Below are 26,070 nucleotides of genomic sequence, written 5' to 3' on the forward strand. Positions count from 1 at the left end.
GGAAAGAAAGCCCCATGCTACTCAATAGGCCGCGCCTGCGGCGCACACGAGGCTAGAACTGCTCCACCCAGCCCGCCAGTTGCGAAGGCGTGAGCGCCGCTTCGGCCTTGGCGAGGCGCGCCAGCACGCCGTTTTCGGCCTTCGCCATCTGCAGCGTCGCTCCCCGTTTGCCCAGCCACAGCAGGGTTGCCAGCCAGGCCGCATGCTGCGGAGAGACCTGGGTTTCGGCCGCCGTTTCAAGGTATTCGGCCAGCGCGGAGCCGGACGCGAACAGCGCGCCATCGCCCGACAGCTGGAGCGTGGGGCCGAAGGATTCGGCGAGCACCGTCAGCGCCTGCTCCGGCGCAGCACCTTCCAGGCGCTGCTCGAGTTCGACCAGCTGCTCGCGCACCTGGCGCCCGAAGGCGGCGCTGCGGAAGGCTTCCGCGCTGATCAGGTCGGCGTGGTCCATCATCAGCCAGTCCGGTTCCGGCGGCGTGAGCCCGGCGCACAGGGCGCCGGAGAGATAGGCTTCCACCGGCACCACCGGCATGTCGCCGCCGATGCTGGCCGACAGCGCATACACCGTGCCGATACGGTGCGCCACCGCCTGTTTCTGGCGCACCAGCAGCTTCTCGCGCAGCAGCTGCGCGTGTTCCTTGCGCAGGCGGGCCAGCTCCAGCGCCTGTTTCATCTCCATGCGCAGGGCCGAAATGTCCCAGGGCTTCTGGATGTAGCGGTGGATCTGGCCCTGGTTGACCGCTTCCACCGTGTGCTCCAGCTCCGAATACGCCGTCGTCAGGATGCGCACGATGTGCGGATACCTGTCCCAGGCATGGAAGAGCAGCTCGTTGCCGTAGGCGCCGGGCATGCGCTGGTCCGACACCAGCACGGCGATGGAATCGTGCTGCTCATCGAGGATGCGCTTGCCCTCCTCGACGGATTCCGCCGTGATCACGGGCGCCATGGAACCGAGGGCGCGCTGGAAGTATTTGAGTGCGGTGGCCTCGTCGTCCACATAGAGGATGGCCGGGACTGGCCTGCTGGCTTCGGTCATGCTGGTTCCTTTTCTGATGCCGGAAAGTTCAAGGTGACGGTGGTCCACTGGCCCTGCTCGGACTGCACGCGCAGGTGGCCGCCGAAGGACTGCATCACGCGGTTGCAGAAGATCAGCCCCCAGCCGCTGCCGCCGCTCCTGCCGTGCATGGTGACGGGATCGATCAGCAGACGGTTCAGGATGGCGGGCGGAATGCCCGGCCCATTATCCTCCAGCGAGATATAGGGCCGCCCCTCGTGCGCCACCACGAAGCGCAGCGAGGGGGCGGGATGGCCTTCCAGCGCGCGCAGGGCATTGCTGAGCACCGAGGATAGCACCAGGGCCACGCAGTTGGGAGAGGCGCGCACCGTGAAGTCCTGCCTCACGTCGACGGCGACGGCCGCGCGCTGGGGCGGCGTCAGGGGGTAGCTGTTCAGGATGGCCGAGATCATCTGCGCCGCGCTGCCTTCGGCCAGGCGGGCCGGCGGCACCACGCAGGCGCGCTTCACGGACTCCACAAAGCTCGACAGCACGGACAGGCAGTAGCGCGCGTTGTCCGTCATATGGGCGGCCGCGTTGCCGATTTCCGCCTTCAGCGGCAGGCCGCGCTCCGGTTCGTCCGAATTCACCCGGCGCTGCAGGGTGCGCGCGAAATTGGCGATGGTGGACAGGGGCGTGTTCAGCTCATGCGCCAGGAAGGCCACGGTCTCCTCGATGGCGAGCATGCTGTGGCGGCGCGCGGCCCGCTCGCGCGCACTGGCGCTGGCCAGGCGCAGGGCCGAGCGCAGCGCGCCCATGTCCAGCGGCTTTTCCAGGATGCGGAAGATGTCGCCCCCGTTCACCGTTTCCAGCAGCACCTCCTTGTCCGCATAGGCGGTGACGAGGATGCGCACCAGGTGGGGATAGTGCTGCTCCACCACGCGCAGCAGTTCCCCGCCCGCCTGGCCCGGCATGCGGTAATCCGTGACCAGCACCTCCACCTTGCAGTCGGGCTGGCGCAGGATGGCCAGGGCCTCGCTGACGCCGGGCGCGGTGAGCACCTTGTAATCGGGCTCGATGGCGCGCGCGAAGTATTTGCAGGCCAGCTCCTCGTCGTCCACATACAGGACGGTCGCAACGTTCGGCGGATTCTCGCTCATTCAACGCTCCCCGCCCGCCGCGCGCGGCAGGTCGAAACTGAACCGTGTGAACACATTGGGCACGCTTTCCACCGACAGCAGGCCGCCGTGGCGCTGCACCACGCTGTAGCAGATGCTCAGGCCCAGGCCGAGGCCCTGCCCCACTTCGCTGGTGGTGAAGAAGGGCTCGAACACGCGGCCGATGTTCTCCGGCGCGATGCCCGGGCCGTTGTCCTCCACCGCCACCCGCAGGCGCTCGCCGTCCGCGGTGGCGCTCACGGTGATGACCGGCTCCGGCGTGCCGCTCCGGCGCAGCGCCAGGGCCGCGTTGCTGAGCAGGTTGATGAGCACCCCGATAATGGCCGCCTCGTCGCCGCGCGCCATGGTGTCGCCGGGCAGGCTGCGGCGCACTTCCACGCCCTTGAGCTCATGGCCCACCAGGCGCACGGCCGCGTCCAGCGCCCGCTCGAAGAGGAACTGCACATTGTCGTAGTCCGCCCCGCTCTTGCGGTAGGCGAAGGTCTTGAGGTCGGACACGATGTACTGCACCCGCTGCATGCCCTGCTTGGCGTCGGCCAGGCATTCGGCCAGGGTGGCGCTGGCCTTCGCGGCCGGGTCCTCGCTGGCCAGCTCGATGGCCATCAGGCAGAAATTGACGGGATTGTTCACCTCGTGCAGCAAGCCGGCGGACAGGGTGCCGAGCGCCGCCATCTTCTCCTGCTGCAGCATCTGGCCCTTGATGTCGGCCAGGCTGCGGTTGGTCTGTTCCAGCTCCCCGTTCTTCTGCGCCAGTTCGTCCTTCAGCGCAAAGAGCTGGCGCCGGTCCCGCTCGTTGAAATAGGTGTAGACCGTGCTGCCCAGCACCGCGAAGAGGATGATGGTGCCGTGGAAGAGGAACTGGCTGTGGTCCACGATGCCCTGCGGCCGCAGCGCGCAGGCCAGGTAGAACATGAGGAGGGTCAGCAGGCCGAAGCCCAGGGTGTACTTGTACCCGACCGGGAACAGGGTGCCCACGGCGAAGATGGTGAGGATGATGCCCGCGTAGAAGAGCGAGCTCTCGCCCTCCGTCACGTGAATCATCCAGGCGATCATCAGCTGCGGGAAGGTGAGCCAGATGAAGGTCACGGCATGCACGTGGCGCTGGCCGTAGCTGGTATACAGGAGGGCCAGGGCCGCCAGCACCGCCAGGCTGGTGCCCGCGCGCACCAGGCCGAAGCGCATCATCTCGTTCGGATAGACGGCATAGTCGAGCACCATGCCGAGCAGGACCAGCACGATCACGGTGACCGCGCAGGCCTTGCTCGCCAGAAGGTGGTAGCCCTTCAGCTCCTGCTCATAGCTGCTGCGCGTCAGGCTGGCTTCCATGCGGATTGACTGTGGTTTCGGCGAAGACGTTCACGCCGGTGGGATCGGTGAAGATGCGCGTGCCGCTGCTGCGCTCTGGCAGGATGGCTGCCATCTTCGCTTCGTCGCGGTAGATGAGATACCACTCGAGTATGTGCTCCATGCTGAAGCGCTCGGGATTGCTGCTGTGGACATTGGTCACCAGCAGGCTGCCGCCCGGACGGCTGCGCGAGGCGAAATAGTTGTTCAGTTTCGAGCACACCTTGTCCGAGAGGTAGTCGAACAGGCCCGCGCAGTAGACGGCGTCGAACTCGCCCTGGCCCGCGCTGCTCGGCTCCACCCGCCGCTTGAGCAGCTGGTGCACGGAATCGTGCGTAAAAGTGATGGCCATGGCGCTGCCCACCGTGCGCTGGATGCCGTCCAGGGTGGCGCGGGTCCAGTCCAGGGTTTCGCTGCTGAAGTCCACCAGTTCGAACTCCAGCATTTCGGGATTCGGATAACGCTGCAGGAAGCGCTGGATCTCCTGGGCCGGGCCGCAGCCCACGTTCAGCACCCGGAAGGGACGGCCCGCCGCGCGCGCCCGGTCCGCCAGGCGGCACAGGTAGTCGACCAGGATGTCGATGCGGTGGCGGTGGGCGGTGGCCACGGCCGTCTGCAGGAAGGCCGTGTTCACGATCTGGAAATAGGTGTTCGGGCCTTCGCGCGGGTCGCCCAGGATCTGGTTCACCATCTGGTAGTCGCCCGCGTAGCCCAGCGGCTTGGTATAGGTGCGGAAGACAAAAGGCGCGCGCAGGATCAGGGGATGCAGGGCCGCCTGGGCGAAGGCGCGGTGCGAAGCGGCCAGGTCGTCGTCCACCAGCGAGGCCTGGCGATTGAGCTCGTCGAAGATATCCTTGGTCTTGCGCATCAGGGGCGCCGCCAGTTCGTGGAAGTAGTCCAGGCGCAGGCGGTTGCCCTCGCGCGGCAGGGACCCGGACAGGTCCACCTGTTCCAGCCAGCGCGAGGCATCGGCCAGGAAGGCGCGCGCCTCGTTCACGACAATCTGGTAATCGCGCCGCAGGCTGAAACGCTCGCTCCAGCCGGTGACGAAGGCGCGCGCCTTGTCGCCGATGGCGCCCGGCGCCAGCACTTCGTCGCTCAGCTCCCGCCATTCGTCCGTGAGGCTGACGGACACGATCGCCGTCAGGCCCGTGTTCACCATATTGATGACCACCGCCTTGCCCACATAGACGCTCTTGGAACCGATGCGCACCGTCAGCTCGTTCAATACCTCGCTGACCTGGACAATCGAATAGGGATTGTAAACTTCCATGACCAGCGATTGCCGCTGGATATTCACAATGGTGCCGCGTACCGCTTCACCTTGCGTATTGACGAAACTGACGACGGGATCGATTTGCGATTGTAATGGCACGTGAATTCGCTTGTTATTAACGGCATTCAGAGCCGCGTCTGGATCACTGCTGCATCGACTTTTTCCGAGTGTACTAGAGAGCGGCAAGGGCTGCAATGAAGCCTCTGGTCATATTCGGGGAGACGACTGTCTGTTCCATGCAATTCGCACAAGAATATTTCTCGATTTGTCATAAAGCCGCTGCTACACTCTTCCCGCCCAGGAGGAGACCCTGGAATTATTAAATAGACAAAACGTTAAAATGAACATTTCCAATATCCGGATCGGCCGGCGCTTGACCATCGCCTTTACCCTGACCACGCTGATGCTGGGGGGCGTCGTCCTGCTCGGCGCCACGGCCCTGCGCGCCGTGCGCCAGGAAATCCAGCTCACGGTGGACGACCGCTACCCGAAAATCGATACCCTGACCCATGTGAAGGACGCCCTGAACCTGCAGGCCCGCTCCCTGCAGGACGCGCTGATGATGCGCGAGGCCGCCGCCGTGCGCAACGACCTGGCCCAGGTCGAGGAAAGCAGCAAGCGCATCGACGCGGGCCTGGCGCAACTGGAAAAGTCCGTCAACGACCCGGCTGCGCGCAAGCTGCTGGACAGCCTGAAGGATGTGCGCCAGCGCTACGCCGCCGCCCGCAACGAACTCGCCGCGCAGCTGAAAGCAAACGATTTCGATGGCGCCACGGCGCAGATGTACACGGAAGTGAATCCGCTGCAGAACGCCTACTTCGAGGCGCTGGAGAAGCTGATTGCCGTGCAGGTCAAGCTCATGGACGAGGCGGGGGATGGCGCCGTATCGATGGCGGACAAGGCCGTGTGGATCATGGCGGCCATGGGCGTGATCGGCGGCCTGCTCAGCCTCGGAACGGCCGTGCTGATCACCCGCAGCATCGTCGGCCCCATCGAACACGCGGTGAAGGTCGCGCGCACGGTGGCGGGCGGCGACCTCGATTCCGAGATCGAGGTGCGCTCCACCGACGAAGTGGGCGAACTCTCGCAGGCCCTGCACGACATGAACGAGAGCCTGCGCAAGATCGTGCGCGATGTGCGCAGCGGCACCGAGAGCATGACGACGGCCTCCAGCGAGATCGCGGCGGGCAACCTGGATCTCTCCTCGCGCACCGAGCAGCAGGCGGGCGCCCTGGAGGAAACCGCCTCCTCCATGGAGGAGCTGACTTCCACCGTGAAGCAGAACGCCGACAACGCGCGCCAGGCCAACCAGCTGGCCACCGCCGCCTCGGACGTGGCGGGCAAGGGCGGCGCCGTTGTGGCCCAAGTGGTGGAGACCATGGCCTCCATCAACGAGTCCTCGCGCAAGATCGTGGACATCATCACCGTCATCGACGGCATCGCCTTCCAGACCAACATCCTGGCCCTGAACGCCGCCGTGGAAGCGGCCCGCGCGGGCGAACAGGGCCGCGGCTTCGCCGTGGTGGCCTCCGAAGTGCGCAACCTGGCGCAGCGCTCGGCCGCCGCCGCCAAGGAGATCAAGACCCTGATCGGCGACTCCGTGGACAAGGTGGGCGCGGGCGCCCGCCTGGTCGACCAGGCCGGAGCCACGATGGAGGAAATCGTGGCCAGCGTGAAGCGCGTGAACGACATCATGGCCGACATCGCGGCCGCCAGCCAGGAACAGCTGAGCGGCATCGAGCAGGTCAACCGGGCCATCGTGGAGATGGACGAGAACACCCAGCAGAACGCCGCCCTGGTGGAGCAGGCCTCGGCCGCAGCAGCCACCATGCAGGACCAGGCGCACCGCCTGCACGAAACGGTGGGCGTGTTTTCGCTGACGGAGCGTGACGCCCCGCAGGCGCCGCCGCCCCGTCCGCGCCGCCGTGGGTTCGCTGCCGTACAGACTACCCAGCCGCCGCATGCCACCCTTGCGCTGGACATGGGAGGCAGCGATGACGCAGGTACGCAAAGGGCAGGCGCCCGCCAGGCTTGAACGGGGAGAGTTCCACCTCAGGTTCCAGCACAACTTCGCGGACCCGCGCTTCGACGCGGTCCGCGATGAACTGGGCAAGGTGGAGGATATCGCCTGGCAGAATTACCAGGACGGCAGGAAGGCCCCCACGACGCGCAAGGCCGGCCCCGGCTTTGCCGATCCCGATTACGAGCTCGCCGCCGAATGGCTGGTCGCCAGCGAGAAGCTGAAGGCGGCGGAGCGGCGCCAGAAGGACCCCGCCTCCCCCTCCCGCGTGCTGATCGTCTGCGGCGCGGCCCGCAACGACGGCACCTGCCCGGGCGAGATGTCCAAGACCTTCCGCATGGCGCAGTGGCTGGAAACGGCCGTGGCGGCGGAAGGCATGCAGGCGGACCTGCTGGACCTGAGCCATATCGTGTCCGGCTACGACCACCATATCCATCCCTGCAAGGGCTGCGTGTCCACCGCCATGCCCCTCTGCCATTGGCCGTGCAGCTGCTACCCGAACCACAGCCTGAACCAGGTGAACGACTGGATGAACGAGATCTACGAGAAATGGGTCTCGGCGCATGCCGTCATCATCGCCACGCCCGTCTACTGGTACCAGGCGCCCTCCCCGCTCAAGCTGATGATCGACCGCCTCGTGTGCGCGGACGGCGGCAATCCCGACCCCACCAGCACCCATGGCAAGCATGCCGACGAGGCCAAGGCGCTGGAAGAAAAAGGCTGGGACTATCCCAAGCACCTCGCCGGGCGCGCCTTCGGCCTGGTGGTGCACGGCGATGTGGCGGGCGCCGAAAGCCTGCGCCGCAACCTCGCGGACTGGCTGACGTGGATGGGCCTTGTCGACGCGGGCGTGCAGTCCGCGCTGGACCGCTACGTGGGCTACTACGAGCCCTACTTCAACAGCCACGAGACCCTGGACCGCGAAACGGCGTTCCAGGAAGAGGTGCGCAACGTGGGGCGGGCCGTGGCCAATGCCGTAAGGGAGCTGCGCGCGGGACGGCTATCGCAGCCGGATGCGAAGCTCAGGAATCCGCGGCCGAAATAGGCGGGCCTTCCTTCAGCAGGCGTTCGAAGCGGTCCACGATGCGCGCGGTCATCTGCTGGTGCGTCTGGCCGCCGTGGCGTCCCGCGAAGGCGCGGGCGCTGTTGCGGTATGCCGGATCGTCCAGCAGGCGCCGCACGATGGCGCGCCAGTTGGGCGCCGCGCCGAAGCGGGCCGCGTTGATGCCGCCGCCGAAGGATTCCACCCGGCGCGAAATGAGGAACTGTTCGAGCTGCATGGGCATGAGCAGCACGGGCACGCCGGCCAGCAGGCCTTGCACCAGGGTTGCCTCGCCGCCGTGGCATACGCAGAGGTCCGCGCCCGCCATGGCCGGCTCCAGCGACACCGGGCGCAGGGAGTAATGGATGTTCGGCGAGACCACGGGCGGCGCCTTGCCGGAAGCGATCTCCGGCTGGTAACAGAGCACGCGGCAGCCTTCGTCCGCCAGGGCCTGCAGCACCGCGGCATGGGCCTCGTGTTCGTGCTTCAGGTAGGCGAAGACCTTGGGGCCGCTGCCCTGCGGCCATTCGGGCGGCGCGCCCGTCGCGGGCAGGAAGTTGGGGCCGAACCACTCGCAGGAGCCTGCGGGCCGGCCGTAGTGGTCCAGCTCGGGCCAGGTGCACAGCAGCGGCAGGTCGCCCAGCAAAATATCGGCCGCCCGCGCGAGCGGCGGCGCCGAGAGCTTGCCCAGCACCGCATTGGCCGTCTTCAGCACATGGGCCTCTGCCGTGGCCAGGCGCTGCGGCGCCACCTGTTCCCAGTCACGCAGGCAGGGCAAAGGCTGTCCGGCGGGCGGACTGTAAAAGCCGATGCCCACGCTGGCGCCGGGCAGTCCCAGGCTGCGCGCGGCCAGCATCGCGGTCGGCGCATAATCTCCCACCACCAGGTCGGCGCGGGTGGCCTTGAGCAGGCCGCGCCAGCCCTGCACCAGTCCCGCCAGGGGCTGGGCTTCCAGGTAGCCGTTGGGTATGAGGATCTCGGCCAGGCTGGCCTGGGTGGGCGGCATGCCGGCCGTGCGGTGCAGCCAGACGGGGGCCTGGAGCTTGGGCACATCCAGGTCGGCCAGCAGGCGATGGGTGTGGGCCAGGTCGCGCAGCCCCATGCTCACTTCGTGGCCGCGCGCCTGCAGGGCCTGGGCCAGGACCTTGAGCCTGCCCGCATGCCCCAGACCACCGCCGAGCTCCCATGCCAGATGAATGTGTGCCATGAGAAACAGTGTATCCTGCCGGGCCAACGAATCCAAGAAATTTACTTGTGGCAGCCGTACGCCCGCCCTGGCCATGCTGTGCAATACTTAAGTAGTTCTTGATGCCAGGGAAGCCAATGTTCTACACCGGAATCCTGCCGCGCAGCCTGAAAGCCCGCATGACCAGCGTCGTCGTCCTGCTGGTGCTGGGGGCAGCCGCCGTCGTGACCACCATTGCGCTGCTGGCGGCCGAACGCCACATGAAGGAAGTCATCGGGCGCCAGCAGTATGCCCTGCTGACGGGGGCGGCGGCGTTCCTGGACGAGCAGCTGCAGGCCAAGTCCACCTTCCTTGCCGCCGTGGCGGAAACCCTGCCGCTGGAAAACCTCACGCCTGCACGGCTGCGCGCGGAACTGGCCCGCCACCCCACGGTGGGCGCGGAATTCTCCAATATCGTGGCCTTCGACGTCAAAGGAGGCCTGGTGGCGAATCTGCGCGACAGTGGCCTGAGCCGCTCCGTCAATGTCTCCTCCCGGCCCTATTTCGAGCAGACCGTGCGCCTGCGGCGGGGCGTGATCTCGCCGCCCTTCCGCAGCGCCCTGTCCGGCCTTCCCGTGGTGCTCCTGACCCAGCCCGTGTTCGGCATGGACGGCGCCATCGCCTATGTCATCGGCGGCAGCATCGACCTGCTCAACTCCGACTTCTTCTCGCGCTTTACCGCCCTCACTCCGAGCCGCAGCGGCTTCGTCTTCGTGATGACCGACGAAGGCATCGTGATCAGCCATCCGGACAAGGGCCAGGTGCTGCGCCATATCACCGAGGGGCCGGGCCGCAATCCGGCCACGGCGAAGGCCCTGGGCGGCTTCGAAGGCTGGACCGAGGCGGCCAACCGGGATGGGGTGCCGGGCATCTATTCCTACCGCCGCCTGGCCAGCACCAACTGGATCGTGGGCGCGCGCTACCCGAACGCGGAAGCGTTCGCGCCCATGGTGGCCACGCGCTGGCAGGCAACCCTGGCCGCAGGACTGTTCGCCCTTCTCGCCGGTACGCTGGGCTGGTTCGCCATCCACCGCATGCTGCGGCCGCTGGAGCGCCTGCGGGGAAGCCTGAATACCATCCGCCGCGGCGGCGGCGGATTTGAACTGCTGCGCGGCGGCAGCGCGGACGAAATCGGGGAGCTGGGCAAGGCGCTCTATGAGCTCACGGCAGAACGCCAGCGGGCGGAAGACCTGAGCCGGGAAAGCGAGCGGCGCGCCCGACTGGTCGCCGATAACCTGCCCCTGATGATCGCCTACCTGGACCGGGGCCTGCACTACCGCTTCTGCAACGAGCATTACCGCACGGTGCTGGGACGCGATCCGCAGGAGATGCTGGGGCGGACCGTGGAGGACCTGCTCGGGCCCGAGGTGGTCGCGCGCTGGCGCCCCGAGATCGACCGCGTACTGGCGGGTGAACGCGTGCACGCCGAGCGCGAAGGCGAGGAACTCGGCCGCCACCTGCACCTGATGGTGGACATGGTGCCCGATATCGCGCCGGATGGCAGCATTCCCGGCTTTTACATCATGTCCATGGATATCACGGAACGCAAGGAGGCCGAGCTGGCGCAGGCCGGAAGCGAGCGCCGCCTGCGCCTGGTGGCCGACCATCTGCCGGTGCTGATCGCCGCCATCGACCGCGAGCACCATTTCCTGTTCGTGAATGCGGCCTTCCAGAGCTGGCTGGGCATCGATCCCCGCACCCTGCCCGGCCGCCCGGTGCGCGAAGGCGTGGGCGAGCGCAGCTACCAGACCCTGAAGCCGTGGCTGGAGCGGGCCCTGAACGGCGAGGTGGTGAGCTACGAGGCGCCGGGCCGCCGCAAGGGCGAGCCGGTCATCTACGAAACCACTTTGGTGCCCGAAGTGGCGGACGATGGCAGCGTGCCCGCCGTCTATGCCCTGAGCAGCGACGTGACGCGCAGCCGCGCCAACGAGCAGGAACTGGCGCGCCAGGCGCAGCGCGACGCCCTTACCGGGATTGCCAACCGCCGCCTGTTCGAAGCCGTGCTGGCCCAGGCCATCGAGCGCGCACGGCGCCAGCGCTGCGGCCTGGCGCTGGCCTACCTCGATATCGACCACTTCAAGGGCATCAACGACAGCCTCGGTCACGGCGCTGGCGATGTGGTGCTCAAGGAGTTCGCGTCCCGCCTGGCAGGCGCCGTGCGCGCATCGGATACGGTGGCGCGGCTGGCGGGAGACGAGTTCGTGATCGTCTTCGAACAGCTGGCGCATGTGGAGGAAGCCCACACGCTGGCGCGCAAAATCCTGGATACGGTGCGCCGTCCCGTAGCCCTGGACCGGGGCCCACTCCCCATCACCACCAGCATCGGCATTGCCATTCACAGCGGGGACTGGGAGACGGCGGACAGCCTCACCGCGCGCGCGGATGCCGCTCTCTACGAAGCCAAGGGGCGCGGCCGGGACGGCTACGTGCTGGACCCGGCCGTCTCCCGTCCCGCCTCCGCACCGCAGCAGGCCGGTTCGGTGTAAGAGAGGGATTACAAGGGGACGAGACCCGGGCCTCTACTCAGCGCGGGGGCGAACTCGCATACTCGTTATACGGATGACAACGCTTTTTGCGTTGGCCAATAACACGAGACCACCATGCAAACTGCCGCCTACGCCAGAATTCCCCAAGCCAGGAACACCATGGAGCACAGCCGCTCCGTCTACCACACCCTGTCCGCCGCCGACGACCGCGAGCTGGCCGCCCGCTTCCTCGACAGCCAGCTGTCCGAAGCCGAAACCCTGCCCTGCGAACTGCCGTCCACGCTGGATGAAATGGCAGGCTGGATCAGCCGCCACACCGATGCCGTTGGACAGGCATACAAAGAGTATCTGGCCGAACGCAAGGCGGGCGCGCCCCGCCGCTACTTCCGCACCAAATCGCAGGCGCTCTATTTCTTGAAGGCCGTGGCGCCCACCAAGCTGGTGGACGGCTCCTGGCTCTACGGTGTGCTGGCGCGCTGGAACGACGCCGATTTCCAGCCCCTGATCCGCATCTACCTCGAAGAGCTGGGCAACGGCGTGCCGGACAAGAACCACGTCCTCATTTACAAGAAGCTGCTGGCAACCCACGGCTGCGAGCACTGGCAGGACCTGGGCGAGCGCCACTTCGTGCAGGGAGCGATCCAGCTGGCCCTGGCGCAGAGCGCCGAGAACTACCTGCCGGAGCTAATCGGCTACAACCTGGGCTACGAGCAGCTGCCCCTGCACCTGCTGATCACCTCCTACGAACTCAATGAACTGGGCATCGATCCGTACTACTTCACCCTGCACGTCACGGTGGACAATGCCGCCACCGGCCATGCCCACACTTCCCTCCAGGGCCTGGAGCGCATCATGCCGCGCGTGGGTGACGAGGCGGCCTTCCTGCGCCGCGTGGCCAATGGCTTCCGCCTCAACGACCTGGGCATGGGCACGGTGGAGGCCATCGGCGGCTTCGACCTGGAACGCGAAACGGTGGCCATGCTGGCCGCGAAAAGCGCCGTGGGCAAGAACATGCATTCGGACTACTGCCGCGTGGCCGGGCGCACCATCAACGACTGGCTGTCCGATCCCGCGCAGATTCCCGATTTCCTGTCCAAGCTGGAACAGCAAGGCTGGATCAAGCGCGGCGAGGCGCCGGAGAACAGCCGCTTCTGGAAGCTGATCCAGGGCGAGCGCGCCGAGATGTTCGGCGTCTTCAGCCCATATGAGCAGCAGCTGCTGGCCGACTGGATCGCCACGCCGCGTGAAGGCCAGGAGATCGCCGCCGGACCGCGCGTACTGCCGCACCGCGCGGTCCAGCGCAGCATCGAGGCGCTGGGGCAGGAGCGCAGCCAGCGCAGCAGCGCACCGCGCGGCCTCATACGCCACCGTTTCCCCGCCGACGAACATGCCTGGGAAACCATCGGCTGCGAACTGCGCCTGCTGGAAGCCCAGCTGGCCGCCTGCGCCAGCAAGGACGAGGCCATGGAGATCCTGCGCGCGCTCATGACGCCAGCGAAGCACCATACGTCCGCGGGCCTCATGGCCACGCGCATCTTCAGCCGCCTGGTCCACTGAGCCCCGGGGCGCGCCATGATCCGTCCTGCCAGCGCGCAGTGGACTGCAAGCGCGAACACCGTTCACAGGTCCGCGCCGCAGGCGGCCCTGCTTGAACTGGGGCGCGACCTGATTGCTGCGGGCTACCGCTTCACCACCGTCACGCCAGCTACCCACGCCCGCATCCAGGCCAGGTGCCGGCGCGCCTGGGCGCGCGACCTGTGCGACATTTTCGGCTGGAGCATGCCTTTCCGCGCCGACGCGCTGCCGCCGCGCATGCTCAAGCTGATGCTGGAGGCAGGCATCGCCTGGCCGCACGGCGAAGGCTGGCGCCCAGCGCTGCGCGCATCGGAACTGGGCGGAAGGCTGTATTTCCACTCCGCCTACCCGACCAGCGAAGCGGACGCCGTCTTCTTCGGTCCCGACACCTACCGCTTCACCCGCGCCCTGCGCGCCGAGCTGGCAGCGATGGCGGCGCGCGGCGTGGCGGTGGAACGGGCGGCCGACATCGGCGCTGGCGCGGGCCCCGGTGCGGCGGAAGCGGCCCTGTGCTGGCCGGACGCCGAAGTGCTGGCCCTGGACATCAACGACCAGGCCCTGAGCCTGTGCGAAGTGAATATGGCCCTCGCCCGCCTGCCGAATGTGGCGGTGCGCCACAGCGACCTGCTGTCCGATGTGGCGGGTGAATTCGACCTGCTGGTATCGAATCCGCCCTACCTGCTGGACGGCGCGGAGCGGCGCTACCGCCACGGCGGCGGAGAACTCGGAACGGGGCTCTCCTGCGCCATCCTGGAACAGGCGCTGAAGCGCCTGGCGCCCGGCGGTTCGCTGCTGCTGTATACGGGAGTGGCGATGGTGCGCGGCGAAGACCCCTTCCTGCGGCGCGCCGCGCCCATGCTGGAGCAGGCGGGCTTTCGCTGGAGCTATGAAGAAATCGATCCGGACGTTTTCGGCGAAGAGCTGGACGAACCGGCCTACCGCGAGGCCGAGCGCATCGCGGCAGTGTGGCTGAAGGCCACGAGACCACAACACTGAAGTACGGGAGAACCATGGATCATCAGGCAGTCAGGCCTGCAATTGTGGTGCACGGAGGCGCTGGCGGCAGCCGGAGCGAGGAGGACGGCTGCGTCAGCGCGGCCCGCCTTGGCATGGACGCCATGCCGCAAGGAGCCCTGGCCGCGGCCACTGCCGCCGTCGCCGCGCTGGAGGACGACGGGCGCTATAACGCGGGCAGCGGCTCGGTGCTGTGCCTGGACGGGCGCACCATCGAAATGGATGCGGCGGTAATGGACTCGAAAGGCATGCTGGGCGCTGTCGCCTGTATCCAGCGCGTGAAGAATCCCGTGCTGGTGGCGCGGGCGGTCGCCGCCACGCCGCACTGGCTGCTGGCGGGAGAAGGCGCCGAGCGCTTCGCGCGGATCGCAGGCTTCGTACCCCACTACCACGCCAGCGAGCGGGCGAAGAAGAAGCACGCGGAGCTGGTCAAGCGCCTGGGCGGCACCAGCCCCGCGACGCCGGGTGTCGCCAACGCGGCCTTCAGCCAGTACTGGAACTACGCGCTGCCGCAGGCCTTTGCGACGGATGATGGCTGCGACACGGTGGGCGCGGTGGCCCGCGATGCCGAGGGAAACTTCGCCGCCGCCTGCTCCACCGGCGGCTCTGCGCCTTCCCTTCTGGGCCGCGTCGGCGACACACCCATCATCGGCAGCGGCTTCTATGCGGGTCCAGAGGGCGCCGTGGCGGTGACCGGAATCGGCGAGCATATCGTTCGGCGGCTGCTGGCCCATACCGTCTACCAGTGGCTGGCATCGGGCATGCCGATGGACGAGGCGCTTGCCCATGGCCTCGCCCTGTTCCCGCAGGAGATCGACATCGGCATCATTGCCGTGAGCCGCAGCGAAAGCGGAGCGCGCAGCAACCGGGACATGCCGCGCGCGGAGGTATCGCCATGAGCGGCGAAACGCTCGACCGCAGCCAGCACGGACATCTCGTCATCATCGGCGGCCATGAGGACAGGGAGAACAGCCGCGAGATCCTGAGCCGCTTCGTCGAGCTGTGCGGAGGGCCGTCCGCCCGTATTGCCGTGATCACGGCCGCATCGCGCATGCCGACCGAAATGTGGAACCGCTACCGCATCGTCTTCGGCGAACTGGGCGCTACCGACCTGCTGCGCGTGGACGTGCCGGAACGGGCGGACGCCAACAACGCAGCCATGGCGGAGCAGGTTCGAGGCTGCGACGGCATCTTCATGACGGGCGGCGACCAGCGGCGCCTGCTCGCCATGATCGGCGGCACCCTGCTCGATGAAGCGATGCACGCCGCCCTGAAAAACCGCGGCGCCTGCATCGGCGGCACGAGCGCGGGCGCCTCCGCAATGTGCGGCCACATGCTGGCCGACGGCAAGGCCGAACTGCTGCCGGAAAAAGGCTCCGTCAGCCTCGGCGCGGGGCTCGGCTTCGTTCACCGCGTGGTGATCGACCAGCACTTCTCCGAGCGCCACCGGCTTGCCAGGCTGCTCACCGTCGTCGCCCAGAACCCCTATCTGCTGGGCATCGGCATCGACGAGAACACGGCCCTGGTAGTGGAGCGCGGCGTAGGCATCGAAGTGATCGGGGACGGCAGCGTCACCATGGTGGATGGGCGCACCATGGTCTCGAACGTGGCCGACATTCCCAGCGGCGCCACGCCGGAGCTGATTGACGTGCGCCTGCATATCCTGCCAGCGGGAGCCAGCTACGCCCTCCCCGAAGAGATCAACCACCCGCACCTGCTGCCGCCCCAGACCACCCGCAACGCACCGGAAGCGTTGACCGAATTCCTGCGCAATATCACCAAGAGGAGCCCCGTATCATGAAAGTCATCGAACAGCGTGTGCTGCGCGGCCCCAATCTCTACGCCTCGCGCCCCTGCCTGCTCACGGTGCTCGACCTGGAAGACCTGAATGGCGTGTCGTCGCGCGAGCTGGAAGGCTTCACCGTACGCCTGCTGGAGCTGATGCCCAGCCTCATGTCCCACCGCTGCTCCCCCGGCCATCCCGGCGGCTTCGCAGAACGCCTGCGCGACGGCACCTTCATGGGGCACATTGTCGAGCATGTGGCCCTGGAGCTGCAATGCCTGGCGGGCAGCAAGGCTGGTTTCGGCCGCACGCGCCATGTGCGCGGCAAGCCTGGCCTGTACCGGGTGGTCTGCGCATTCCGGCTCGAAGCGGTGGGCGTGGAGGCGTTCGGCATCGCCCTTGAACTGGTGGATGCGCTGGCCCACGGCAGGGACTTCGATCTCGCCGGGCCGCTGGAAGCACTGCGCCGGACGGCGGAACGCCACGCCATCGGCACCAGCACGGCAGCGGTGCTCGATGCCGCGCGGCGCCGGGGCATTCCCAGTGTGCGCCTGGGCGAAACGGGCAACCTGTTCCAGCTTGGCTGGGGAAAGCAGCAAAAGCGCCTGCAGGCCACACTGACGGGCGACGCCTCCACCATCGCCTGCCGCATCGCCAGCGACAAGCAGCTGACCAAAACCCTCCTCAAGGAAGCGGGCCTGCCTGTCCCGGGCGGCGTGGTGGTGGCGACAGCGGACGAAGCCCGGCGGGCGGCGCGCCGCCTGCGCGTCACGGTGACGGTCAAGCCGCTCGACGCCAACCAGGGCAAAGGCGTCACGACACGCTGCACGACGCCGGAAGAAGTGGAACAGGCCTGGGAGCAGGCGCGCAAGCATAGCCGCAGCGTGATCGTGGAGCGCTTCATCGAAGGCCAGGATTACCGGGTGCTGGTTACAGGAGACCGCGTGGCTGCAGCCTCGCTGCGCCGCCCTGCCGCCGTGATCGGCGATGGCCGGCGTTCCGTGCGCGCGCTTGTCGCGGAAGAGAACCTCAATCCGGCACGCGGCAAAGGCCACGCCAACATCCTGACCCAGATAGCGCTGGACGGCAATGCCGACACCGAGTTGCGCAAGCAAGGGCTGGACGCGGACAGCGTTCCCGCCGAAGGCCAGCGCGTGACCTTGCGCAGCAACGCCAACCTCTCCACTGGCGGCACGGCCGAAGATGTGACGGACCTGCTGCCGCCGGAGACGCGCGACATCTGCGTCCGTGCCGCGCGCAAGGTCGGGCTGGGCGTCGCGGGCATCGACCTTGTCTGCCGCGATATCGCGCTTCCGCTGGCGGAACAGGGCGGCGCCATCATCGAAGTCAATGCGGCGCCTGGCATCCGCATGCACCAGTATCCCAGCGGCGGACAGGCCCGCGACGCGGGCGACGCCATCGTGCAGGCCATGTACGGCGACAGCAATGGCCGCATTCCGCTCATCGCCGTTACCGGCACCAATGGCAAGACCACGACCACGCTCATGACGGCGCACTGTGCGCGGGCCGCCGGATTCTGCACGGGCGTCACCACGACCGAAGGCATCTACATCGACGGCAAGCGCATATTCTCGGGCGACTGCAGCGGCTACTGGTCCGCGCGCACCGTGCTCACCGCGCCGGAGGTTGACTTCGCGGTGCTGGAAACGGCACGCGGCGGCATTCTCAAGCGCGGCCTCGCCTTCGACCGCTGCGATGTGGGGGTGGTGCTGAACGTCAGTCCCGACCATCTGGGCCTGGACGGCATCGACACCCTGCGCGCACTGGCGAAAGTCAAATCCGTAGTGGCCCATTCCGCCTCGCGCTGCGCGGTGCTGAACGCGGACGACAGCAGCTGCGTGGCCATGGCCCCGAAATTGAAGGAGAGCGTCGAAGTGCTCTACTTCTCGATGGACCCGGACAATCCCGTGCTGCTGCGGCATCTGGACAGGGCTGGGCGCGCCGCCTACCTCCAGGACGGCATGCTCATACTGGCAGACGGCACGCGCCACCATGCGCTGCTGCGGGCCGGCGACATGCCCGCCACGCTGAACGGCCACGCGCGCTACAACATCGCCAACGCCCTGGCGTCCGCTGCGGCGCTGATGGCATCCGGCTTCGCGAACGAGCAGATTGCGCAAGGCCTCCTGAGCTTCGTATCGGACGGCCGCAGCAACCCGCTGCGCAGCAACGTCTTCGACGTCAAGGGCGTGACCGTGGTGGTCGACTACGCGCACAACTCGGCCGCCTACGCGGCGCTGGCGGAAATGGCGCAGGGGCTGTCGCAGCAACGCGTGGTGGCAGTGGTGACCACGCCGGGCGACCGCCGCGAGCAGGACATCCGCGACATCGCGCGCACCTGCGCGGTGGGTTTCGACGAAATCGTCGTCTACGAATCGCAGAACCGTGGCCGTCCGGCGGGCGAACTGGCGCAGCTGATGCTGGACGGCGCCATGTCCAGCGGTGCGCTGCGCGAAGCCATCCACGCCCGCCTGGACGGCCGCGACGCCTTCCGCTTCGGCCTCAGCCTGTGCCGCCCCGGCGACGTTATGGTGTTCGCCTGCGGCTCCTCGCTGGACTACGTCGTCGAAGCCCTGCGCGAAACGGACCCCGCCAGCGCCGCCCAGATCGCCACCCAGGCCGCCCTCCCCATCAAGGCCCAGCCCGTGTCCAACTCTGGTGCCAGGGAAGAAATTTGGACACGAGCTGAGCACTAGACCATCTACGGCCGGGTTCGTGTCCACTTTTCTTCCCTGGCACCAGGTGTGGACACGAACCCGACTGTCACGTTACACTGTTGGCACTTCCAAGGAGTTCCCCCCGAAATGACCATCTGAGCCCCCATCCGCAAGAGACCGCTGCCTTGTGCCGCGGACGATTTCTTCTGCTTCGGGTGCTTTTATGGCCGTTATCCGCCTGCCCTTTTCCATTGAGTTGCGCCGCGCTACGCTGCGCCTGCCTTCCGGCCGCCTTTTTTTCGAGGAGCTGGATCACACTTTCCTGCCCGGCCTTACCGGCTTGATCGGCGCAAATGGCGCCGGCAAGAGCATGCTTGCACGCTTGCTGTCTGGCGCCCTGGAGGCCAGCTCGGGGCGTGTTGTGCGCCACGGAACACTGGCCTGCGTGGCGCAGGAGGTCACGCCGGGGCCGGAGGATGCGGTCGCGACGCTGGCAGGCCTCGGGCCGCTGTTCGCCGCGCTGGAACGCATGCAGAACGGCGCCATGCTGGACACCGACGCCGACCTGCTGGCGGGCCACTGGACCCTCCCCGCAGACTTCCGCCTGGCCTTGCAGGACTGCGGCCTTCCACACCTCGCGCCGGGCGACCCCGCCCTCTCCCTCAGCGGCGGCGAACGGATGCGCGTCGCCCTCGCGGGCGCTTTCCTGTCCGGCGCGGATGGCCTGATTCTCGATGAGCCCAGCAACCACCTGGACCGTGCGGGCCGCGAGTGGCTGCTCGCCAGCCTCCGGCGCTGGAACGGCGCCGCTATCGTCGTCAGCCACGACCGCGAGCTGCTGGAGGTGATGGACCGCATCGTGGAGCTGGATACCCATGGCCTGCACAGCTACGGCGGCAACTATTCCCATTTCCGCAGCCAGCGCGACGCCCTGCAGGCTGGCGCCGAGGCCGCGCTCGATCACGCCCGCAAGGAGCGCGCGGCAGGCCAGCGCGCGCTGCAACGCCAGCAGGATGCGCAATTGTCCCGCTCCAGCCGCAACGCCCGCGCCGCGAAGGACGCGAACATGCCGAAAATATCTCTCGGCCTGCTGCGCAACCGCGCCGAGGGGTTCGCGGGCCGCGAGGCCGCCCGCCGCGATACGGCGCGCGCGGAACTGGACCAGGCGGTGCGCGATGCGGCAGCCCGCATCACACGCCAGCAGGCCGTCGCCATCATGCTGCCGGACACACAAGTAGCTGCCGGAAAGCGCATCCTGGAACTGGCGGATGCGCTGCCGCCCTGGCCGGATAACGCAGCACCGCTGGACCTGGCGCTCTCGGGCCCCGTACGCCTTGCGGTCACTGGGCCGAACGGATGCGGCAAGTCCACGCTGCTGCGCATGTTCGCCGGGCAGATCCCGCCACGGGCCGGGACCTGCATGACCGCAGTCCCCACGGCCTGGCTGGACCAGCACGCCCACGCCCTGCTCCCGCCGCAAATGACGGTGCTGGAACGTCTGCGCCAGCTGGACAGCCCCCTGCCCGAAGGCATACTGCGCAGCCATCTGGCGCTGCTGGGACTCGGCGCAGCGCAGGTGCAGACACCCTCCGCGTCCCTGAGCGGAGGCGAAAGGCTGAAGGCCGCCCTGGCCTGCGCACTCTGGCGCCGCGTCCCCGCCCAGCTCCTCCTGCTCGACGAGCCCACCAATCACCTCGACCTGGCCTCGGTCGAAGCGCTGGAGCAGGCGCTGGACGGCTACCCCGGCGCCCTGGCGATCGCATCGCACGACGCCCGTTTCCTCGACGCCCTGTCGATCACGCACACCCTGCAATGGGAGGCGGGCCGCTGGCGGCTGCATGAACGCTAGTGGTATGCTCGCGTTTCCTTCACTCGGGGAGTTCACGTGTCGATTGCTGAAAAACTGTTCAAGCTCAAAGACAGCGGCAGCGATGTGCGCACCGAAATCATCGCGGGAGCGACAACGTTCCTGACCATGGCCTACATCATCTTCGTCAACCCGTCCATCCTTGGCGACGCGGGCATGCCGAAGGAAGCGGTCTTCGTGGCCACCTGCATCGCGGCGGCCCTGGGCAGCGCCATCATGGGACTTTACGCCAACTACCCCATCGCCATGGCGCCGGGCATGGGATTGAACGCCTACTTCGCCTACGCCGTGGTGCTGGGCATGGGCGTGCCCTGGCAGACGGCGCTCGGCGCGGTCTTCATCTCGGGCTGCCTCTTCGTGCTGGTGAGCGTATTCCGCCTGCGCGAGATGATCGTGAACGGCATTCCCCCATCCCTCCGCACGGCAATTACGGTAGGCCTGGGCCTTTTCCTCGCCCTGATCGCGCTCAAAAGCGCCGGCATCGTCACGGCAAACCCCGCCACCATGGTCGCCGCGGGCGACCTGCACAAGCCCGGCGCGCTGATGGCGATTGCCGGATTCCTGCTGATCGTTACCTTGGACCGGCTGAGAGTGCGCGGCGCCATCCTGATCGGCATCGTCGCCATCACCGTTCTCAGCTTCTTCTTTGGCGGGAACCGCTTCAATGGCGTCTTCTCCGCGCCGCCGTCGCTGGCGCCCACGCTGCTGCAGCTGGACGTTCCGGGCGCCTTCGCAACGGGCATCCTCAACGTGGTATTGGTGTTCTTCCTCGTTGAACTCTTCGACGCCACCGGCACCCTCATGGGCGTGGCGAGCCGCGCGGGCCTGCTCGCCAGCGGCAAGATGGCGCGCCTGAACAAGGCCCTGCTGGCGGACAGCGGCGCGATCGTCGCGGGCGCCGCGCTCGGAACATCGAGCACCACGGCCTATGTGGAAAGCGCGGCGGGCGTGCAGGCGGGCGGACGCACCGGGCTCACCGCACTGGTCGTGGCCATCCTCTTCCTCGCATGCCTCTTCATTTCGCCGCTGGCAGCCGTGGTGCCGCCGTATGCCACCGCGCCTGCCCTGCTCTTCGTCGCCTGCCTGATGCTGCGCGACCTCGGCGGCATTGACTGGGGCGACACCACCGAAAGCATCCCTGCCGCCGTCACCGCATTGCTCATTCCCTACACCTATTCGATCGCCCACGGCATCGCTTTCGGCTTTATCACTTATGCCGCGCTGAAACTGCTGACCGGCCAGGCGCGCCGGGTCAAGCCCATTGTCTGGGCGATCGCGGCAGCATTCGTGTTCAAGTACGTTTATCTGGGTGTATAGGTTTTCGGACAGCGCCCATCCATAGTGTAAGACGGACTCTCGCCCCATTGAAGGACGTCTCCTACAAACGTTGACCGGGTTTACGCTGCGCTCATTCTGAGCCGCACCCTCGCCCCGCATAGTAACGCGCAGTTACATACAGATGAGCCCGACAAGGCACTCTTTTCTGCGCGGAATTGAATCAATGGCAGGGCTGTAATTGATAGGATTTCCACTCGCGCCCCTCTCGGCGCACGGAATCCAATCATGCACACACTCGACCTGATCAAACCTGACGGACGCAATCTCACGCTGTACAGCCGGAATCCGATTTCGGCCATTGCACAAGCGCCGAGTCCCTTTGCGGACCCGCTGGGCGCGAACCCGCATTTGCGCTGGCACCCACTGCGCGGCGAGTGGGTCACGTATGCCGCGTTCCGCCAGAACCGCACTTTCCTGCCGCCGCCAGAGTACAACCCGCTGGCCGTCACGCGCGACGAGGCTGCCCCCACCGAGCTGCCGCCGGGCGATTACGAAGTGGCCGTGTTCGACAACCGTTTTCCTTCGCTTTCGCTGGCCTCGCACGATCCGCCCCAGCTTTCCGTACCCACCGCACCGGCCGCCGGCCATTGCGAGGTGGTGGTGTTTACCCAGGACCCGAACGCCGCGCTGGCGAAGCTGGACATGGCGCGCATCGAATTGCTGCTGCAGGTGTGGGCCGACCGTACGCGGCGCGTGCAGGGACGCGGCGGCATCCAGTACGTGCTGCCTTTCGAGAACCGCGGCGCCGAAGTGGGTGTGACCCTGCATCACCCGCACGGGCAGATCTACTCCTATCCCTTCGTTCCGCCCGTGCCCGCCCGCATGCTGGCCCAGGAGGCCGCCTACTACGAACAGCACGGCAGCTCCCTGCTGTGCGACATGGCGCGCGACGAGCTGGAAAGCGGCGCGCGCCTGCTGTACCGCGGCGAGCATGCCGTGGCCTTCGTGCCGGTCTGCGCCCGCTATCCCTATGAAGTGTGGGTGATGCCGAGCGCGCCCTGCGAAAGCTTCACGGCCCTCTCCGACGCCCAGCGCAGCGACCTCGCGCGCGCCCTGAAGACGGTGCTGCTGAAGTACGAAGGCCTGTGGCAGCGGCCCTTCCCCTACCTGATGGCCTGGTATCAGGCGCCCACGGATGGAAAGCCGCATCCGGAAACCCAGCTGCATGCGCAGTTTTATCCGCCTTACCGTACCAAGGAGCGCCTGAAGTACCTGGCCGGCACCGAGCTGGGCGCAGGCATGTTCGCGATGGACGTTCTGCCCGAGGAGAAGGCGGCGGAGCTGCAGCAGGTTCAGGTCTCGCTGGAGGGGCAATGAAATCGCCCAATGAATTTTTCGGCGCCGCGCCCGAGGTCCACACCTGGGCGCCGGGCCGCGTCAACCTGCTGGGCGAGCACACGGACTACAACGACGGCTACATGCTGCCCATTGCCACGCCGCAGCGCACCGACGTGCTGGCGGACCGCAGCAGCGACGGGCGCTTCCACTTCTATTCGGCCACGCTGGACGAGACGGCGGAATTCGGCGCGGACGAGTCCTCGCCGGACGGCTTCGCACGCTATATCGAAGGCTGCATCCGCCTGATGCAGGCGCGTGGCGTGCAAGTGCCGCCCCTGAAGGTGTATGTGCGCTCCAACCTGGCGCTGGGCACGGGCCTCTCGAGCAGCGCGGCGCTCGAAGTCGCGACCCTGCGCGCCCTGCGCACCATGCTGAAGGTGGACCTGGACGGCGTGACCCTGGCGCAGATCGCGCAGCAGGCCGAGATCCAGTATGCGGGCGTTAACTGCGGAATCATGGACCAGATGGCATCCAGCCTGGCGGACACGGAACACATGCTGTTCCTCGACGCGCGCACCCTGGATGCGCGCCTGCTGCCGTTGCCGGTGGGCGCAGAGATCATCGTGATCGATTCCGGCGTGCCGCGCAAGCTGGCCGCCAGCAAGTACAACGAACGGCGCAGCGAATGCGAAGCCGCAGCGGGCATGCTGGGCGTTCCCTCGCTGCGCGACGTTGGCCGCCTGGCCGACGTGGAGAAGCTGCCTTCGCCCCTGCGCGAGCGCGCGCGCCACGTGGTCAGCGAGAACCTGCGTGTGCTGGAGGCGGCCGACAGCGGCGGCGCCATCAGCGCCGGGCGCTTCGGAGAACTGATGAACGATTCCCACGCCAGCCTGCGGGACGACTATGAGGTGTCGATCCGCGAGCTGGACGAACTGACTGAGGTGCTGCGCAAGCACCCCGATGTCTATGGCGCGCGCCTGACGGGCGCCGGCTTCGGCGGCGCCTGCGTGGCCCTGTGCAAAACCGGTGCGGCGCAGACTGTGGGACAGATGGCCGTCAACCGCGTGAATGCGGGAGGCGCCAATGCCCGCCTGCTGATTCCCGCACCACAACGATGAGGAAGAGATGAGCGACTTCGAGTATCCCCGTCCGCAACTGGTGCGCGACAACTGGCAGTGCCTGAACGGCAGCTGGCAGTTCGCTTTCGATGACGAGCGGCGCTACAGCCGCGGCAGCGACCAGATTGAATGGACGCACACGATCAACGTGCCTTTCGCTCCCGAGTGCCCCATGAGCGGCATTGGCGACACGGGCTTCCACACCGTGGTGTGGTACCGGCTCGAATTCGACATGGCTGGGCGCGGCCAGCGCACCGTGCTGCATTTCGGCGCCGTAGACTATATGGCCCAGGTGTGGGTGAACGACCAGCTGGTGACCGAGCACCAGGGCGGCCACACCTCCTTCTGCGTCGACATCACGGACGAACTGGCCGAAGGCGCGCGCCAGGTGATAGTGCTGCGCGTGGAGGACGACCCGGCAGACCTGCACAAGCCGCGCGGCAAGCAGGACTGGCAGCTGGAGCCGCACTCCATCTGGTACCCCCGCACCACGGGTATCTGGCAGACGGTGTGGCTGGAACAGGTGCCGGACACCTATCTGAAGTCGGTGAAATGGACGCCGTACTTCGACGGCTTCGAGATCGGCTGCGAGATCCAGGCGGCAGGCAAGCGGCGCGAGTCGCTGAGCGTGGAGGTGAAGCTGTGGCACGGCGACACCCTGCTGGCGGACGACGACTACAAGCTGATTGGGCAGGAGGCGAACCGCAAGATCGCCGTATCCGACCCCGGCATCGACGATTCGCGCAACGATCTCCTGTGGAGCCCCGAGCACCCCACCCTGCTGGATGCGGAGCTGACCCTGCGCTGCGACGGCATTGTGCTGGAAACCGTGCGCTCGTACACGGCGCTGCGCTCGGTGGCCATCAACCGCGACCGCTTCATGCTCAATGGCCGGCCCTATCCCCTCAAGCTGGTGCTGGACCAGGGCTACTGGCCGGAGAGCCTGATGACGGCGCCCAACGACCAGGCCCTGAAGCGGGACGTGGGGCTGGCCAAGGCCATGGGCTTCAACGGCGTACGCAAGCACCAGAAGATCGAGGACCCGCGCTACCTGTACTGGGCCGACAAGCTGGGCCTCATGGTGTGGGAAGAGATGCCCTCGGCCTACGCCTTCAGCCCGCGCTCCATGACGCGCCTGATCAAGGAATGGCAGGAGGCGATCGAGCGCGATTACAGCCATCCCTGCGTGATCGTCTGGGTGCCGTTCAACGAATCGTGGGGCGTGCCAAACCTGACCTCGATGCAGGCGCACCGCAACGCCGTGGAAGCCCTGTACCACATGACGCGCATGATGGATTCCACGCGCCCGGTGATTGGAAACGACGGCTGGGAGGCCTCGGCCACGGACATCCTGGGCATCCACGACTACGACAGCGACCCGCAGCGCATCAAGGCGCGCTACGAAGTCACAGACCCTGCACGCACCCTGTTCGACCAGCGGCGTCCCGGCGGACGCATTCTCACGCTGGACGGATTCCCGCACCGCGGCCAGCCCATCGTACTGACCGAATTCGGTGGCATTGCCTACGATACCAAAGCGCCCGATCACAGCACCTGGGGCTACTCGCGCGCGAACACGGCGGAAAGCTTCTACAAACACTACCGCGAGCTGCTCGAGGTGGTGAATGCCACGCAGATGTTCAGCGGTTTCTGCTACACGCAGTTTGCCGACACCTACCAGGAAGCGAATGGCCTGCTCAACGCGGACCGCACGCCGAAGATACCGATCGAACAGATCAGCGCAGCGACGCGCGCCGTGCAGCTGCACGCGCAAACGCCGCCGCAACCCAGTTAGCGCCGGAAACGGCGCGTATGCAAGTAAGCAGCACACACTATTAACGACCCACACGGGCA

The 26,070-nt window shown here is 67.1% G+C and carries 18 protein-coding genes; 13 read left to right on the plus strand and 5 right to left on the minus strand.

Annotation, left to right across the window (positions count from 1 at the left end; all coding sequences use genetic code 11):
* Positions 1-52: 52 nt before the first annotated feature.
* Genes LSQ66_RS09355 through LSQ66_RS09370 form a run of 4 tightly spaced genes read right to left on the minus strand, consistent with a single transcriptional unit; the run spans position 53 to position 4,891 of the window.
* Positions 53-1,036: a response regulator gene (locus tag LSQ66_RS09355; RefSeq protein WP_231769508.1), complete on the minus strand. Its 984-nt coding sequence runs from the start codon at positions 1,034-1,036 to the stop codon at positions 53-55.
* Positions 1,033-2,154, minus strand: a complete 1,122-nt coding sequence (locus tag LSQ66_RS09360; protein WP_231769509.1) for a hybrid sensor histidine kinase/response regulator — start codon at positions 2,152-2,154, stop codon at positions 1,033-1,035. Before LSQ66_RS09360 ends, LSQ66_RS09355 begins: the two co-directional genes overlap by 4 nt.
* Positions 2,155-3,498 (minus strand): sensor histidine kinase, encoded by a 1,344-nt coding sequence (locus LSQ66_RS09365; protein ID WP_231769510.1) that lies wholly within the window; start codon positions 3,496-3,498, stop codon positions 2,155-2,157.
* A complete protein-coding gene (locus tag LSQ66_RS09370; protein WP_231769511.1) occupies positions 3,467-4,891 on the minus strand; it encodes a class I SAM-dependent methyltransferase in 1,425 nt (474 codons plus the stop codon). The genes LSQ66_RS09365 and LSQ66_RS09370 overlap by 32 nt, the downstream gene beginning before the upstream one ends.
* Before the next feature lie 241 nt (positions 4,892-5,132).
* Between LSQ66_RS09370 and LSQ66_RS24710 the strand changes: the two genes are divergently transcribed.
* Positions 5,133-6,827 carry a methyl-accepting chemotaxis protein gene (locus tag LSQ66_RS24710; protein WP_269449164.1) on the plus strand — a complete coding sequence of 565 codons (1,695 nt, stop codon included), beginning with the start codon at positions 5,133-5,135 and terminating at the stop codon, positions 6,825-6,827.
* On the plus strand, positions 6,787-7,857 hold the full coding sequence (locus LSQ66_RS09385; protein WP_231769512.1) for a flavodoxin family protein: 1,071 nt from the start codon (positions 6,787-6,789) through the stop codon (positions 7,855-7,857). The genes LSQ66_RS24710 and LSQ66_RS09385 overlap by 41 nt, the downstream gene beginning before the upstream one ends.
* Here the strand turns inward: LSQ66_RS09385 and LSQ66_RS09390 are convergent.
* Entirely contained in the window at positions 7,835-9,061 is a 1,227-nt protein-coding gene (locus LSQ66_RS09390) for a glycosyltransferase (protein WP_231769513.1), read from the minus strand. The genes LSQ66_RS09385 and LSQ66_RS09390 overlap by 23 nt on opposite strands.
* 116 nt (positions 9,062-9,177) lie before the next feature.
* On the opposite strand from LSQ66_RS09390, the gene LSQ66_RS09395 reads away from it, so the two are divergent.
* The 11 genes from LSQ66_RS09395 (at position 9,178) to LSQ66_RS09445 (ending at position 26,011) form a co-directional block, all read left to right on the plus strand.
* On the plus strand, positions 9,178-11,565 hold the full coding sequence (locus LSQ66_RS09395; protein WP_231769514.1) for a diguanylate cyclase domain-containing protein: 2,388 nt from the start codon (positions 9,178-9,180) through the stop codon (positions 11,563-11,565).
* A 114-nt stretch (positions 11,566-11,679) separates the two neighbouring features.
* Positions 11,680-13,122 carry an iron-containing redox enzyme family protein gene (locus tag LSQ66_RS09400; RefSeq protein ID WP_231769515.1) on the plus strand — a complete coding sequence of 481 codons (1,443 nt, stop codon included), beginning with the start codon at positions 11,680-11,682 and terminating at the stop codon, positions 13,120-13,122.
* A gap of 15 nt (positions 13,123-13,137) precedes the next feature.
* Entirely contained in the window at positions 13,138-14,136 is a 999-nt protein-coding gene (locus LSQ66_RS09405; RefSeq protein ID WP_231769516.1) for a methyltransferase, read from the plus strand.
* 14 nt (positions 14,137-14,150) lie between these two features.
* Positions 14,151-15,053, plus strand: a complete 903-nt coding sequence (locus LSQ66_RS09410; RefSeq protein WP_231769517.1) for an isoaspartyl peptidase/L-asparaginase — start codon at positions 14,151-14,153, stop codon at positions 15,051-15,053.
* The gene (locus tag LSQ66_RS09415; protein WP_231769518.1) at positions 15,050-15,955 is read left to right on the plus strand and encodes a cyanophycinase; all 906 of its coding nucleotides are present in this window, start codon (positions 15,050-15,052) and stop codon (positions 15,953-15,955) included. The genes LSQ66_RS09410 and LSQ66_RS09415 overlap by 4 nt, the downstream gene beginning before the upstream one ends.
* Positions 15,952-18,654 carry a cyanophycin synthetase gene (cphA, locus tag LSQ66_RS09420; RefSeq protein ID WP_231769519.1) on the plus strand — a complete coding sequence of 901 codons (2,703 nt, stop codon included), beginning with the start codon at positions 15,952-15,954 and terminating at the stop codon, positions 18,652-18,654. Before LSQ66_RS09415 ends, cphA begins: the two co-directional genes overlap by 4 nt.
* Before the next feature lie 184 nt (positions 18,655-18,838).
* Entirely contained in the window at positions 18,839-20,464 is a 1,626-nt protein-coding gene (locus LSQ66_RS09425) for an ABC-F family ATP-binding cassette domain-containing protein (protein WP_231769520.1), read from the plus strand.
* Positions 20,465-20,506: 42 nt separating this feature from the next.
* On the plus strand, positions 20,507-21,799 hold the full coding sequence (locus LSQ66_RS09430; RefSeq protein ID WP_407659634.1) for an NCS2 family permease: 1,293 nt from the start codon (positions 20,507-20,509) through the stop codon (positions 21,797-21,799).
* A gap of 246 nt (positions 21,800-22,045) precedes the next feature.
* The gene (galT, locus tag LSQ66_RS09435) at positions 22,046-23,137 is read left to right on the plus strand and encodes a galactose-1-phosphate uridylyltransferase (protein WP_231769522.1); all 1,092 of its coding nucleotides are present in this window, start codon (positions 22,046-22,048) and stop codon (positions 23,135-23,137) included.
* On the plus strand, positions 23,134-24,216 hold the full coding sequence (gene galK, locus LSQ66_RS09440) for a galactokinase (protein ID WP_231769523.1): 1,083 nt from the start codon (positions 23,134-23,136) through the stop codon (positions 24,214-24,216). Before galT ends, galK begins: the two co-directional genes overlap by 4 nt.
* A 7-nt stretch (positions 24,217-24,223) precedes the next feature.
* The gene (locus tag LSQ66_RS09445) at positions 24,224-26,011 is read left to right on the plus strand and encodes a glycoside hydrolase family 2 protein (protein ID WP_231769524.1); all 1,788 of its coding nucleotides are present in this window, start codon (positions 24,224-24,226) and stop codon (positions 26,009-26,011) included.
* Positions 26,012-26,070 lie beyond the last annotated feature (59 nt).

Origin of the sequence: Massilia endophytica (assembly GCF_021165955.1) — a bacterium.
Taxonomy (GTDB): Bacteria; Pseudomonadota; Gammaproteobacteria; order Burkholderiales; family Burkholderiaceae_D; genus Rugamonas; species Rugamonas endophytica.

Coding starts and splice junctions, on each gene's coding strand:
- galT (WP_231769522.1), top strand. CDS start 22,046: ATGCACACACTCGACCTGATCAAACCTGACGGACGCAATCTCACGCTG.
- LSQ66_RS09445 (WP_231769524.1), top strand. CDS start 24,224: ATGAGCGACTTCGAGTATCCCCGTCCGCAACTGGTGCGCGACAACTGG.
- cphA (WP_231769519.1), top strand. CDS start 15,952: ATGAAAGTCATCGAACAGCGTGTGCTGCGCGGCCCCAATCTCTACGCC.
- galK (WP_231769523.1), top strand. CDS start 23,134: ATGAAATCGCCCAATGAATTTTTCGGCGCCGCGCCCGAGGTCCACACC.
- LSQ66_RS09360 (WP_231769509.1), bottom strand. CDS start 2,154: ATGAGCGAGAATCCGCCGAACGTTGCGACCGTCCTGTATGTGGACGAC.
- LSQ66_RS09385 (WP_231769512.1), top strand. CDS start 6,787: ATGACGCAGGTACGCAAAGGGCAGGCGCCCGCCAGGCTTGAACGGGGA.
- LSQ66_RS09355 (WP_231769508.1), bottom strand. CDS start 1,036: ATGACCGAAGCCAGCAGGCCAGTCCCGGCCATCCTCTATGTGGACGAC.
- LSQ66_RS09425 (WP_231769520.1), top strand. CDS start 18,839: ATGGCCGTTATCCGCCTGCCCTTTTCCATTGAGTTGCGCCGCGCTACG.
- LSQ66_RS09410 (WP_231769517.1), top strand. CDS start 14,151: ATGGATCATCAGGCAGTCAGGCCTGCAATTGTGGTGCACGGAGGCGCT.
- LSQ66_RS09390 (WP_231769513.1), bottom strand. CDS start 9,061: ATGGCACACATTCATCTGGCATGGGAGCTCGGCGGTGGTCTGGGGCAT.
- LSQ66_RS09405 (WP_231769516.1), top strand. CDS start 13,138: ATGATCCGTCCTGCCAGCGCGCAGTGGACTGCAAGCGCGAACACCGTT.
- LSQ66_RS24710 (WP_269449164.1), top strand. CDS start 5,133: ATGAACATTTCCAATATCCGGATCGGCCGGCGCTTGACCATCGCCTTT.
- LSQ66_RS09400 (WP_231769515.1), top strand. CDS start 11,680: ATGCAAACTGCCGCCTACGCCAGAATTCCCCAAGCCAGGAACACCATG.
- LSQ66_RS09415 (WP_231769518.1), top strand. CDS start 15,050: ATGAGCGGCGAAACGCTCGACCGCAGCCAGCACGGACATCTCGTCATC.
- LSQ66_RS09365 (WP_231769510.1), bottom strand. CDS start 3,498: ATGGAAGCCAGCCTGACGCGCAGCAGCTATGAGCAGGAGCTGAAGGGC.
- LSQ66_RS09395 (WP_231769514.1), top strand. CDS start 9,178: ATGTTCTACACCGGAATCCTGCCGCGCAGCCTGAAAGCCCGCATGACC.